This window comes from Mitsuokella apri, from assembly GCF_047974105.1.
In the GTDB taxonomy this organism is placed as follows: domain Bacteria; phylum Bacillota; class Negativicutes; order Selenomonadales; family Selenomonadaceae; genus Mitsuokella.
The window spans coordinates 6401-20484 of sequence record NZ_JBHYRS010000001.1; the positions used below are offsets into that span (position 1 = coordinate 6401).

The following is a 14084-nucleotide window of genomic DNA, read 5'->3' on the forward strand; positions in this document are numbered from 1 at the left end:
CGCATGCGGGGCTCACATTCTTTCTGACATTGCTGGATGGACTCAGCAGGGATCATCCCCGCGCATGCGGGGCTCACATTCTTTCTGACATTGCTGGATGGACTCAGCAGGGATCATCCCCGCGCATGCGGGGCTCACAGTCGATATCATCGTGCTCAAATGTCTCGACCGGGATCATCCCCGCGCATGCGGGGCTCACTGGTATGGATTTATTTGTTTTCACGATAACGTGGGATCATCCCCGCGCATGCGGGGCTCACATGTTTAGCCGTTCCTGCGCAGCTTCATAAACGGGATCATCCCCGCGCATGCGGGGCTCACCATGGCTGCCGCGAGCGCGGTTATGTCGGATAGGGATCATCCCCGCGCATGCGGGGCTCACAATCCATTCAGATTTTACAAGCAGAATATGCCGGGATCATCCCCGCGCATGCGGGGCTCACACGTTCTCGATATCCATGAAAAGAACAACAATGGGATCATCCCCGCGCATGCGGGGCTCACTTCTGGAAAGAAATCTGCTTTGCCTTGCGCACGGGATCATCCCCGCGCATGCGGGGCTCACGCGATTCTAGGGCCTATCGGTAAATTTTCCCGGGGATCATCCCCGCGCATGCGGGGCTCACCAGCTGCCGATGCTGCCGTCCGTGAATTATCTGGGATCATCCCCGCGCATGCGGGGCTCACACACCACTTTTCCTATCATGCTCTCTCTAATAGGGATCATCCCCGCGCATGCGGGGCTCACGCTACTCATTTTATCCAATCTATGACTGGACTGGGATCATCCCCGCGCATGCGGGGCTCACCGCATCATGCAATTCCTGCCGCCGCTCGTCGTGGGATCATCCCCGCGCATGCGGGGCTCACTTTATTTTCTTCAGAGCCGTGTCGCGTTCACCGGGATCATCCCCGCGCATGCGGGGCTCACAAAGTTTTCTTTTTCCATGTTCCTGCCTCTCAGGGATCATCCCCGCGCATGCGGGGCTCACCGTCTGATCTGCGTCGTCTGTCTTGCCGACATGGGATCATCCCCGCGCATGCGGGGCTCACTGCCATCCGGTATCGGCGTACGGCCCCTTTTTGGGATCATCCCCGCGCATGCGGGGCTCACATGCAGCCGGCTCTTCGGGGTCTGGCCGTTTCGGGATCATCCCCGCGCATGCGGGGCTCACCTGCTTCATTGCTTTTCGGACTTCTTTGAACCGGGATCATCCCCGCGCATGCGGGGCTCACTCACGTCGCATCCCTTGAACTCATAGTGAGTCGGGATCATCCCCGCGCATGCGGGGCTCACCACGCCACTCTCAATGACTTGTCGCAGGGCGAGGGATCATCCCCGCGCATGCGGGGCTCACGCAACGACTGCGAACACGGAGACGGCATGATGGGGATCATCCCCGCGCATGCGGGGCTCACCTGCATCCTACCATCTCACCCGGCGTTATTTTGGGATCATCCCCGCGCATGCGGGGCTCACACCGAGCTGGTATATCGCTGCCGAAAATGCGAGGGATCATCCCCGCGCATGCGGGGCTCACTCAAGATAAGCATTTATTACTCGACACGCTCTGGGATCATCCCCGCGCATGCGGGGCTCACTCTTTTCAGCGGTGGGAGCAGCCGGTGAACTTGGGATCATCCCCGCGCATGCGGGGCTCACACCGCGTTCCGGTTGTCCTCCGTGAGCTGGTAGGGATCATCCCCGCGCATGCGGGGCTCACGTCCTAAAGGGAAGCTTTTTCGCACCGTGGAAGGGATCATCCCCGCGCATGCGGGGCTCACGAGTCTACGGTTTCAAAGGCCTACTCCACCACGGGATCATCCCCGCGCATGCGGGGCTCACTTGGCTCTTTCTCCGGCTGCCACCATATCCATGGGATCATCCCCGCGCATGCGGGGCTCACGTCGCAATCTTGCACTGCTGGCAGGGCGTCATGGGATCATCCCCGCGCATGCGGGGCTCACATACTGAGACAGTCCTGTTTAAGGATTACTATGGGATCATCCCCGCGCATGCGGGGCTCACCGCGATGTCACGAAAGCGGGCGGCGAGAAGCTGGGATCATCCCCGCGCATGCGGGGCTCACGATTCGCTTTGCCGTCCGCTTCCGCACAAGAAGGGATCATCCCCGCGCATGCGGGGCTCACTATCAGAAGACGATTGACTATGTCGAAAAAATGGGATCATCCCCGCGCATGCGGGGCTCACTCCGGCAAATATTTGCGTATACCTTTCCATCTGGGATCATCCCCGCGCATGCGGGGCTCACGCCGCTGGGTTCGCCGGTGCTACCTGAATCTCGGGATCATCCCCGCGCATGCGGGGCTCACGAGTCTACGGTTTCAAAGGCCTACTCCACCACGGGATCATCCCCGCGCATGCGGGGCTCACTTGGCTCTTTCTCCGGCTGCCACCATATCCATGGGATCATCCCCGCGCATGCGGGGCTCACCGTCGGCATCCGCACGGATGAAAGCTTGAATCGGGATCATCCCCGCGCATGCGGGGCTCACGAGCATTGGCTGCGTACTGGCGAGGGCAATATGGGATCATCCCCGCGCATGCGGGGCTCACGCGAATGGAATCACAACTGCATCGCGCACTTTGGGATCATCCCCGCGCATGCGGGGCTCACGCTGCGCGTGGCAAATGGTATAACCTCATCGAGGGATCATCCCCGCGCATGCGGGGCTCACAAATCCGCCTCATTTCGTGATACTGGCGTGCCGGGATCATCCCCGCGCATGCGGGGCTCACAAAGACGATGACGGCAACAAATCGTCAAATGCGGGATCATCCCCGCGCATGCGGGGCTCACTCCGTGAATTCGCAAGACTGTATGATTTTGTGGGGATCATCCCCGCGCATGCGGGGCTCACTTTATTCGGTTGTAATCTGTCACTGTCGAGCCGGGATCATCCCCGCGCATGCGGGGCTCACCGTTTCGCTGCCCCGAACTGACGTTCCAGACGGGGATCATCCCCGCGCATGCGGGGCTCACACGATATACTTTATCGCCATCGTTCGGAATGCGGGATCATCCCCGCGCATGCGGGGCTCACTATTTGATGCGGTCGGCAGTCTGATCGGACTCGGGATCATCCCCGCGCATGCGGGGCTCACATTGCATTTATGACCATATTGATACTGTGAGAGGGATCATCCCCGCGCATGCGGGGCTCACCGATAATGACTGTGAGTTCGTCTAGCTGCATCGGGATCATCCCCGCGCATGCGGGGCTCACCTCGTAGTCGCGCGTCTTCTCGTCAAGGCGTGCGGATCATCCCCGCGCATGCGGGGCTCACTTAACGTTTTCTTTTTGTGTCATCCACTCAAGGGGATCATCCCCGCGCATGCGGGGCTCACTGTCGTCACAGTTATCTATGAGCGGCACTCGCGGGATCATCCCCGCGCATGCGGGGCTCACCGGCAGGCTTTACGAATATCGGCGACAACGTTGGGATCATCCCCGCGCATGCGGGGCTCACTTTGCGTGTCCGTGTTGCCAAGTAGCAGGTCAGGGATCATCCCCGCGCATGCGGGGCTCACTCGATGATTTGGTCTGGTTTCCTAAATGCCGTGGGATCATCCCCGCGCATGCGGGGCTCACCTGACGAAACAGAACAACGGGCGCGGCGTCGTGGGATCATCCCCGCGCATGCGGGGCTCACTCACGTCGCATCCCTTGAACTCATAGTGAGTCGGGATCATCCCCGCGCATGCGGGGCTCACCAGGTGCAGGCATACCTGAACCCGCAGCTCAAGGGATCATCCCCGCGCATGCGGGGCTCACTCCTCTGGCACGCCTTGCATCCTTGCAAGCTCGGGATCATCCCCGCGCATGCGGGGCTCACATGGGCGTCGGCACCGCCGCCATCATCGCCCAGGGATCATCCCCGCGCATGCGGGGCTCACACTAAAAGATCCCTTTAAATAAGCCATTTTCAAGTAATCCCTATCATGAATTCATTTAGTTTGAATTACCCTTATAAACCAATCCATCTCTGTAGACATTATATCTTTTAATCATGTCTTCTGCACATTCTTCAGATTATTTTTCAGTATCTCATAGATCTCTTTCTCTGCACGGCAATCTGGCATTGCCCGATGGCATGGTTTTTCTGATACCTGCAGGGCTCGTACTACATCAGCGAGGCTCTTTTTTGCAGATGAGCCATTTGTCTTTGCGTACATCTCCATCGTATCATATTGAGAATTAGAAAGTTTGGCCATATCAAACTTCTGCAAGGCTTGGTTCAGAAATCGCATATCGAATCCTATATTATGCCCGACTAAAGCATTTTCCCCAATGAAATCACAGACCTGAGGCAGCATGTCTTTCAGTTCTTTTCCCTCATGAATGAGATCGTCGTTTGTTATGCCAGTGAGCTTTTCTATAGGGCGAGGTATCGACTTTTTAGTATGCAGCAATGTGTTGAAGGATGCTGTCGTATTCCCTGATTGTACTTTCAGCATACCAATCTCCATGATTTCGTCCGTTTTTTCACGGAGCCCCGTTGTCTCGATATCCAGTACAACATAATCATCGGGATAAGATTGTTCTGGTGAAGGATTCGTCTCGACGGGAATCTCTTTCGCTATGCGCTGCTTCATCCGCTGGCCCATGCGTATTTTTGACGCTTTGCTAAAACCATGGCGTTTTTCTTCCAGATGACGTGTCCGACTGGGACTTGGCTTCATGACAAGTTTCAGGCCATCAAAATCTATGATTCGATTTTCGCTATTATGCAGACGAAAATTCATGCGTTGCTCATTATTCGTGCTATAGACCATCGTGGCTTTGCCATTTCGTACGTTATCTTTGACGCGTTTCCATAGGTTGTCACGGACGCGTGCACTGACTTTACCGACAAAAACACCTGTATTGATTTCAATCAGCCACTTCGATAGGTCGCCACGCAGGGATATGGGGCAATTAGTCAGCGTTATCACAATCATCGCCATCGTCACCATCCTCCAGCAGTTTTCCGTATCCTGCTGCCAGCTTTAGATCTTTGCCATAGGAAATACCATTACGGACAAAGCCATTTTTCTCATCCCACAAATTGACGACATCTGCATAAGAAACTTCTGTATCGGCCTTGCCAATGAGAAGATATCGAATATCACGGACCATGCGCTCTAATAAATGTGTTTCCACTATTTTATCACGCATGGCACGTCTCATGTCACCGCCAATATCTTCAGATGGATCTGCTGCCATTTCAAATGCTAAGGGGATGACGATTTCAGCTTTATATAAGTCAGCGATATCGTAAACAAAGGATCGTTCATGTCCCGTGTGGACAAAGCCAAGCCCCGGAGAGCAGCCTAAAGCTGCAATTACGCTGTGTGCCAGTCCATAAAGGCAGGCAGTCCCTGCAGATAATGCCTGATTCACAGGACTGCCGCCCTCAAAATCGTCAGGATCGTACTCACGCCCATCCCATTCTACCTCATTCTTTTTGGCACATTCCCGATAGACCTTGCGTACGCGGGCACCTTCCCTGCCACGCAGCTGCTGCATCGTCATCGTCGAGACATCTTCGTTGCCAAAACGCATCTGATACATCTTTCTAGCAACGGCCAAGCGGCTTTTGGTATTGGTAACCATTTTTGCCTGCACCAGTAAAAGCGATGCGGAATGTGTCAAGGGACGGCCGAAGGCATAGTAGCGTACACCATGCTCGCCAATCCATAAAATACTTGTCCCCGCATCGCCGATGAGCTCCATAGCACGATGCGTGATGGTTGTACCAGGGCCAAGCAGCAAAACACTTAGGGATGCTGCCGGCACCTGCACCGTCCCGCGTTCATCTGTGATACTGATTGAGCTGTCCTGCCGATTGATCAAACAACGCTCTAAGTAAAGGAAAGATATACGCTCCTTGATTTGCGGCAGTTCCTGCAGCTCTGCTTTTTCAGCACCTGGTATTTTCTTCATGAAGATCGCTACCTTCTTTATATGCTTTCATGCGTTATAGTCGGGCCAGTGTAAGCAGTCCGCAGCCATATGCCTTCGCCCTGCCAATTCCTGTGCAGAGCGAATGGCGAAATTTCTCGACATCCGAAATTTGAAGCACGCCTTCATATACAGCAGTATGCAGAGTAACCATTTTCCCCTGTCGGACGAATTTCCGTATATCCCGCTGTACAATGGTTACAGAGTCTACCAAAAAACCGGCCTGTTCGCTCTTTCTGCGAAACCACTCTTCCTGCTGTGCGGCAGTCACATGCGGCACAATCGTACCGCGCTCTTTGCCGCCCGGAGTCTTCTTACTATGCACAGGATTGCCGCAGAAACGAAATCGATAACGATTCCCTGCTTTCAAGGCGGCAAATAAATTTTGGCAATCACGAGTTTCCCCCGTATCCCCAGCGTAACCGAACTGTTCTACTAAATGTGTAAAGTTCGGTCTATTCTGACTCAAGACCAATAAATATGGGTTCCCATGCAGATAGTCCAGGCGCCATAATTTTCTTGAAGTATCCTCTGCTGGAAAGCAGCCTGCCAGCGTGGCATGAATCACCTGCAAAGACCCCAGGAATTTCATGGATGTCCGGATACTTCGATTAATCTTGACTCTTGATAGATACATCGTATTCCCCCAATAAATCCATCGGATCGTGTTCTGTAGCAACTGGTTCATTGCTCGTTCCTGTTGAAGAATCATCTTTCAGGATGTTCTCCAATAGGAGCTGTTCCCGGACAACGTTACGGAATTGATAGAGCCGTCGATGCTGATCAAAACTCTGCGGCAAATCGCGGACAACATAGCCGACTTCCTCAGGTCCTGCATCACGCACGATGTCCAATGTTTTAATCCCTCTGTGTAATGATTTTTTCTGATACCAGGGCGCAGCCTGCCATTTTTCTTCAAGAAGTGTCGCCCTGAGATCTTTATCCCGGATGCCAAGGACAAGCGGCCCTGCCGGCGGGCATGACCGTCGCCCCAGAAATAATGGATACATGGGATGCTGCAATGCCTGTTCTAAGGTAGATAAAAATCCATCTTCCCCTTCTACGGCAGCAAGAAATACAGCATCTTCGATATAATAGCGATCTGTCAACCACGAAGCATCATCATCGAACATGTGCGCCATCTGAAAATCTCGCTGAATTTTTCCTGGCTGATCAATTCGAACACCGAATTTTAATGGAAGAAAGGGTGCCAATGAGTCACTTCGCTGCACTCCCATTGCTGCAGCTAAGAGGCCAATCACCCCACTGCGAGTAGGCTCTGTATTCGTCATGCGGCGGTCGAATTTACTGTCTACGCCCCATGACTGCAGGGGAGCAGCTAATCTCAACAGCAATGTACTCATACATCATCACTCCTGTCCTGAAGATACCATATTGGTCAAATCTTCAAGCAGCGCATCATGGACGGACTGCAGTAACTCTTTCAGGTTGACGTTGTTCTGTTCATCGCCCATGCCGATGGACCAAGAATGTTCTGGTGCATCTACATAGTTTGTATAGATTTTGTTGGCATATTCTGCTAATTTCTGGATGGAACGTTCTGCATAACCTCCATCTGTCGTACGCACCGGCGATTCAAAAGCCCCCACGAAATTCACAGGCTGATCCCGGCGAACGGTGACAAGAACCGCATCTGGCAGGGTACGATTGGCAAAGGTATTTTGTTTGCCAGTAGGCATGGATTGGATGAATGCCTTTGCGAATTCCTTGACAGCAGCAGCAGCAAGCTCTTTTTCACCATTTAATTCTTTTACCAAGGTATGTACAGACATTGTGGCATAACGGTACATGGTCGAGGAATTGAATTCGACTACGCCAATCATATCAGCACCAGCATTATCCTCTGGTGCCAAATCGTCAATAGCTGTAAAATAATCATATTCATTATCAACACGGTGAGTAGAGATGCTATGAGCAACTTGTGCGGATGCATCTGTATTAAAGTTTAGCTTGTCTGATACCACTATCATGCGCCCAAATAGCGCAATATCGATACTATGATTCTGACTGAGTAATTTTTTTACTTCTTTTTTGATATTTTTATCCTTAGCATTTTTGTGCGCAAGAATATACTCTGCCAGGTTATGAATTTGCGTCTTGCTAATAAAAAATAAAACATTCGTTTTCTCTACATCGTTCTTTTTCTTTGTTGATATTCCACAAAGTTTCATGAATCCTTCTACCAGAGAAAGAGCTTCTTCCTCATCCATTGTTGGCTGCAAAGCACGAATTTCTGTTACAAGCAAACTACTAATACGTTTGGTACGGATGCCAAAATTCGCCTGCTGAAAATCTTCATTGAACATTTTACGCATAGCTCGCTTCCAGCTCTGTGAAGAAACTCTGGCGCGACGAACGCCTCCGTATAAAGCAGTCTTAGGAGAGCCCGTATCGTCACGATTTATGCAACTGGGGGGAACCGTCTGGATTACGTGAAAATCTACATAAAGTCTGGTCATCTCGTTCATTTTTCATCATCCTCTTTTCTCTGCATATAGAAATCTTTGCCCCATGATAATATGACATCTTTACGATAATCCAATTGCTGGAACCAATAGAGGTCCACAGCAAAGGATGGATAATCTAAAGATACACCCTGCTGCTTCATCAAGTTTATGAGACCACGGGCATGTATCGACAGTTCCTGCAAATCCTTTGCCGTCAGAACTTGATTGAATCTCCTTACTACACCATTTTCATTATTCGTAATTCTCAATAGCCTGCTGACAGCGTGCCCAAAGGAATTTCTATGACTTACAGAAGATTCTTCTGTAAGATTTGTGCTGACACAGGTGGCACATCCCTGCTGATGCAGTGCATAGAGCGTCAATGCCGTATATAATGCCCTTTCAATTTTGGCTTCCTGAATCGAAAATGAAGATAATTCTTCTTCTGGGAGTACAAAACCTAGCAGCTCTGGCATGTCCCCTATATTTTTACCAATACCACGCCGTAAACGCGCTAATGCCGCTTTAGATGGATTCAGTATATAGATCCTTCTTTGCATAAAGCGGCGAATATCCTGATTCAATCCTTTCATTTCACTCATCCCCTCTTAGAATATGATGAATTTGAAATTGAAATCTTTGATAAGCTTTGATTGCATTTATATCTTTTACATCGTTTCCATCTTTTTTATTTTTTATTTTCCGTCCAATAATAGCCTGATCCGGACACTGTCTTAGCATTTCCGCCCCAAGTGATAATAAGATCTTTTCTGATAGCCGCAGCCATTCATCCATCTTATCTTCGATAATATCTTTATCCGGATGAATAGAGAGTAACCATTTTCGGAAGGTCTGGTCTAAATAGTGATAAGCATTCTCCTGCGAAAATTTATCAATATCCTTTTTCCCTGTCTTTTCATCATAACCGGCAGCTTCCGCAAGGCACAAGGCAAATTCTCCAAAGGACGATACAGCTTGCTTTATCATTGCTAACCTATCAATAATTGCTTGGACCCAGTTATCATTCATTTTATCGAGCAAAGAGGCATTTATCGTTAAATCATCATGGATATAATCTACGATTTGCCATCCTGCGCCTTTTAGCCTATAGAAAGCTCCTGTTGCAACGATTTTTATGCGTGCGATATCCTGAATTTCCTGACGAAGCAATTGAAGCCAATGAATTACTCCAGGCTGATATGCCTGCTCCTTTGCAGATCCTTCTGATGTGCCAAGTAATGAGGTAAAATCCCGCCAAATCTGACAATCCAGTTGATGCTTTTTCGGAACGATGCCTTTCTTGTCATCATTTTTCCAGGTGGTCATCGTTTCGTTAAGCAGGCTGGCATCTTTGACAAAATAATCCCCCATTGTCAATAAGTAACCTGTGACTCTTCCGTGTTCCCTATGAAGAAGAATACGTCTGGACTGCATGGTCAACAAGTCTTTCTGCGCACGTGGCTGCGGGATTTCACGTTCGATTTTCTCACAGACCGGCTTTTCCCAGTATGCGCTTTTTTCTTCACAGTCTGCAAAGATCTCATTATGCTGATCTGCTAAAACGAAATTCAACATAAGAGTCTCGAACAAATTATGCCCTTTGGCATAAATGAGTCCTAATTGTCCTAGATAACCTACACCTTGAGGTGTAGGCATTTTGGCAGAATCATCGTCAAATCCATTAAGGTGCAGCAGCCATCTTGTGGCTTCTGCGTATGTGATAGATATTTGAGCCTCCCCTGTTCTACCGGGAAAAAGACGTGGTTTATTATCACTCTGAAAAAGATCTCCTACAAGTCTGGCTACAGTTTTCCATTTTATTTCATCGTCTACTTTCTTGCCTTTTGCTGCTTTATACGCATCCATATTTTCTTTGATATGTACAGACTGATAAAATGGTTCCGTTGGATGAAAAAGCCAGAATCTATCCCGATAAGGTTCCAGATATGTTTCGATGATATCATAGGGAAATTCTTTAAGATCCCATAATTCATGCCAAAGCTCAATTGCACTATTAATGTCCTGAACATTTTCATGAACGAAAGCGCCATACATAATGGCCAGCAGCAAACGCATGACCGCGATATCCTGTGTCGGCAGTTCTCCTGCTAATGATTGTGCTTCATTTGCATGTGCAAAAGTTTCCAAGATGGACCATGTTTTCGTTTCATTAGATTTCGTTTTTACGATGATCCATGGTTCATCTAATAGATTGAATTCTTTCTCCGGAGTTTGTCTGTCCAATCGTCATTCCTCCTTTTCAACTCTCAATCCATATCGTTCATCATAGCTTATGGTCTGGCCTAATAGAGTCGTTTCATAAGACTCATCTATTATCAGAAAGAGCTCCCCATTGAGCCAATGCGATGCATACAAGTCATTTAGATGATAATCGATTACGATTTGTTCGAGCTCATCAATAGCATGATCAATCTTCCAATTTTGGGCAAAAGACGAAGGCAACGATACAGAGCAGCCGGCAATAGCCTTTGCCGTTTCGTCATCGGGAATGCTGCCATCAATCTGGATATCGCCATATTCAGGCAGCCAGGGAACGGTATATAAATGCCCATCGTCTTTTTTGCATAGGACGAGAACATCTAATGATGATTCACTGTCGCGGACAGTAGCTTCTCCTTTTTTGCCAGTACGGTCCTCTTTACAGGGCACAGAAAGCCAACCAATCAAATCCTGACGTTGATTTTTAGGCGTCTTAATCTGATACATTTCTGCTTTTTGTTTTTTCTCTGCAATCTTTTTATCGTAATCCCATTTAGATTTCTTATAAAGTTCTTGAATATCCACTCCGTCTATCCCTGGCTCCATCCGATGAAGATTTTCAAAGCTCTCGTTATCGTAGCCTTTTTCGTACACCTGCTGGACAAGACGGGGAATATCGTCTGGCAGAGTAAGGATATCCGGAAGAAACGCACGTGTTTTCAATAGTAGGTACTTGCCATACACCGCTTCACAGCCTTCATCAAAAGACAGATTCTCCTTGATGCCCATAATATAGCAGTATGCTTCCTGCAGTCTCGATGGGCGCGGCATTTTCCTGTTATGGCGATGCAGCCGCCCGATGCGCTGTAGAAGCAGGTCCATGGGGCAGATCTCGGTGAAAAGTATGTCAAAATCGACGTCCAAGGATTGCTCCATGACCTGCGTACCAACCACGATAAGACGCTCCGGCCGCTGGTCTTCGCCAGGTCCCAGCAGATGCCGAACCTCCTGCTCTTTTCTGACACGGTCGAAGCTCAAGAAGCGGGAATGAAGCAAGCGGACTGTATCTGCACCAAAACACATTTCCATGAGTTCGGCAATCTCCTGAGCCCTGCTTACGGTATTGCATATGATGCCAGCACAACCGCCGTCAGCCAATAATTTTTCCAGTTCTTCTGCTAAACAATCTTCGTCCATTTGTTTCAGATGCACGATATGTTTTTTCCCAGCAGATTTTGGGATATTCTGACATATCCTTGTTCCGTCGGTATAGCTGATTAAAGGATATGGACTGACTTCATTGCTTTTTGTAGGCTCAGATTTTTTTACTGGTGTCTGCTTCGATAGTGCAGCCCTAAGAGATAACAATTGCTGCTTTTTCTGCTTTTGGGGAAGAATCGAGCTATCCTGATAGGCCTGCAGGAGTTCGCGGCGGCGATGTGGCGGCAGTGTTGCTGACAAAACGATGACAGGGACATGGTACGCCCCCAGCCAATTCAAAACGAGATCAAGATACTGATTCATGTAAGCATCGTAGGCATGGCATTCATCCAGAATAATGACTTTATTTACGAGGCCCAGATGTCTTAATGACAGGTGTTTGGCTTTTAGTCCGCCCATAAGGACATGATCAATTGTCCCGACGACAAAATCCGCTAAAAGCCCTTTCTTGCGTCCTTGTGTCCAATCATTGACAATGACGGAAGCATGAGCGTCTGCCTCATCATAAATATGTGACTTCAACTTTATCCCCGTATATTCTTTATTAAAGCCCGCTTTTCCATGCGCAAGAAAAATGGATTTTTTGCTTCCTGCCCGCAATTGCTCAATCCATTTGCTTACCCTTGGAAATATTCCGTCACTTGTTGCCTGCGTCGGCAAGGCGAAATAAATACCACCGAGACCGAATCTCTTAGCAAAAGCTTCTGCTGCGGCCAAAGCGGCCTCCGTTTTCCCTTCCCCCATTGGTGCTTCAATTACCATGAGTCCGGGCTGCTTCATCTGAAGTGCGACGGATAATGCATTTACCTGCACAGGCCGCGGCTGGCGGCCAAATCTTATCGGATAGAGCGCATCCCAAGAACAGTCAGAAGAAAATTGAGTATACTCAGGCAAATGAAGATGCTGCCATGCCTTTTTTGCCCGCGTCCTAGATGATTCTACAATATCCATGCCATAGTCGCGTGCAAGCAAAGGAAATTCGCGTTCATCGCTAGCCAGCCAGTCGGCCATGATCAAGAGCCCAGTAAGTATAACCTGCGCTGGCACCGTTACATTGACTTGAGGAATGCTGTCAAAATCAGCCAGATACAAGGCATATTGCACAATTTCATCCTGTACCCTTTGCCAATCTGCATTTGATACACCTGTCACAGATGGGTAATCTGGTACACTCTGAAGAGCTCTGGCATTATCCACGGGGCTGCCATGATGTCCACCTACAATATCGGCCAGACTGCGCTCCGTTCCCATTTGTTCCAGAATATATTCGCTGATCATAGCGTGTGGGAACTCACGTGCAATGGCATGATTTTTGATTTTTATAGGCAGGCCTTTGCCGGTGATATCATCGACGATATCACCGAACCCCGCTTTCACTGCTTTCTCTACAAACGCCGGCTCGGCTTTTCCACAATCATGGGACGCTGCTAGGAAACGGACAATCTTTCGTGCATAAGCCATTCGTCCCTGCAAAGAAAGATCCTGCGATAAATCGAACCCTTCCGCAATGATCTTTTTTGTATGTGCTGGCACCCAATGCAGCCAAATCAGATCGGCAATTTCAGCAGTATCAGCCAGATGCATCCATAAAGGCAGCCAGCAATGCGTTCCGTCAAGAGACAGCTTACCCCAGAGCGATTTCGCATTCAGTGACAGTTTATATCCGTCCTCCCCCATGATTTATCATCCTCTCGCAAGAAAATCCAGAACCTGTCCCATTTTATTAAAATTCGATGTGTATGGTAAAAATCCTTTTTTTCATCAATAAGAATCATCCCCGCGTGTGCGGGGCATACGTTGGCGTCGAAGCGTTCCGGATGGTCCGCACGGAATCATCCCCGCGTGTGCGGGGCATACCCTATTACGCGCGACCTCATACCGCTTGCGGTAGGATCATCCCCGCGTGTGCGGGGCATACTAGTTGCCATCAGCCGTCGTGCCAATCTTCGTGGGATCATCCCCGCGTGTGCGGGGCATACAGGCTGACTCGGGCGCTGATACCCGCCGCGACGGGATCATCCCCGCGTGTGCGGGGCATACGTCCATGCCAACGAGTCGGATCTCTATATCGAGGGATCATCCCCGCGTGTGCGGGGCATACGAAACAAGGATTGCAACGGTTGCGGTTCCAAAGGGATCATCCCCGCGTGTGCGGGGCATACCACGCATCGATTGCTTTATCGTAGTCAAATAAGGGATCATCCCCGC

General features: G+C 49.6%; 8 protein-coding genes and 2 CRISPR repeat arrays. All 8 genes read right to left on the reverse strand.

Going from position 1 to position 14084, the window contains the following annotated elements; all coding sequences use genetic code 11:
- The first annotated feature begins 48 nt into the window (after nucleotides 1-48).
- Nucleotides 49-3920: a CRISPR direct-repeat array (repeat unit 29 nt; unit sequence GGGATCATCCCCGCGCATGCGGGGCTCAC).
- A 111-nt stretch (nucleotides 3921-4031) separates the two neighbouring features.
- The 8 genes from cas2e to cas3 are packed head-to-tail and all read right to left on the reverse strand — an operon-like array spanning nucleotide 4032 to nucleotide 13553.
- On the reverse strand, nucleotides 4032-4970 hold the full coding sequence (gene cas2e / locus ACE419_RS00020; RefSeq protein WP_435720599.1) for a type I-E CRISPR-associated endoribonuclease Cas2e: 939 nt from the start codon (nucleotides 4968-4970) through the stop codon (nucleotides 4032-4034).
- Nucleotides 4942-5949, reverse strand: coding sequence for a type I-E CRISPR-associated endonuclease Cas1e (gene cas1e, locus ACE419_RS00025; RefSeq protein WP_435720600.1), 1008 nt, complete (start codon nucleotides 5947-5949; stop codon nucleotides 4942-4944). The genes cas2e and cas1e overlap by 29 nt, the downstream gene beginning before the upstream one ends.
- A 34-nt stretch (nucleotides 5950-5983) precedes the next feature.
- Nucleotides 5984-6604, reverse strand: coding sequence for a type I-E CRISPR-associated protein Cas6/Cse3/CasE (cas6e, locus tag ACE419_RS00030; RefSeq protein ID WP_435720601.1), 621 nt, complete (start codon nucleotides 6602-6604; stop codon nucleotides 5984-5986).
- Complete coding sequence (gene cas5e / locus ACE419_RS00035) at nucleotides 6579-7331, reverse strand: type I-E CRISPR-associated protein Cas5/CasD (RefSeq protein ID WP_435720602.1); 753 nt, start codon at nucleotides 7329-7331, stop codon at nucleotides 6579-6581. Before cas5e ends, cas6e begins: the two co-directional genes overlap by 26 nt.
- Nucleotides 7332-7337: 6 nt before the next feature.
- Nucleotides 7338-8456, reverse strand: a complete 1119-nt coding sequence (cas7e, locus tag ACE419_RS00040; protein ID WP_435720603.1) for a type I-E CRISPR-associated protein Cas7/Cse4/CasC — start codon at nucleotides 8454-8456, stop codon at nucleotides 7338-7340.
- Nucleotides 8453-9028, reverse strand: coding sequence for a type I-E CRISPR-associated protein Cse2/CasB (gene casB / locus ACE419_RS00045; RefSeq protein ID WP_435720604.1), 576 nt, complete (start codon nucleotides 9026-9028; stop codon nucleotides 8453-8455). Before casB ends, cas7e begins: the two co-directional genes overlap by 4 nt.
- Before the next feature lies 1 nt (nucleotide 9029).
- Nucleotides 9030-10679, reverse strand: coding sequence for a type I-E CRISPR-associated protein Cse1/CasA (casA, locus tag ACE419_RS00050; protein WP_435720605.1), 1650 nt, complete (start codon nucleotides 10677-10679; stop codon nucleotides 9030-9032).
- Between the two features lie 3 nt (nucleotides 10680-10682).
- On the reverse strand, nucleotides 10683-13553 hold the full coding sequence (gene cas3 / locus ACE419_RS00055; protein ID WP_435720606.1) for a CRISPR-associated helicase Cas3': 2871 nt from the start codon (nucleotides 13551-13553) through the stop codon (nucleotides 10683-10685).
- Nucleotides 13554-13646: 93 nt separating this feature from the next.
- Nucleotides 13647-14038: a CRISPR direct-repeat array (repeat unit 26 nt; unit sequence ATCATCCCCGCGTGTGCGGGGCATAC).
- The last annotated feature ends 46 nt before the right edge of the window (nucleotides 14039-14084 follow it).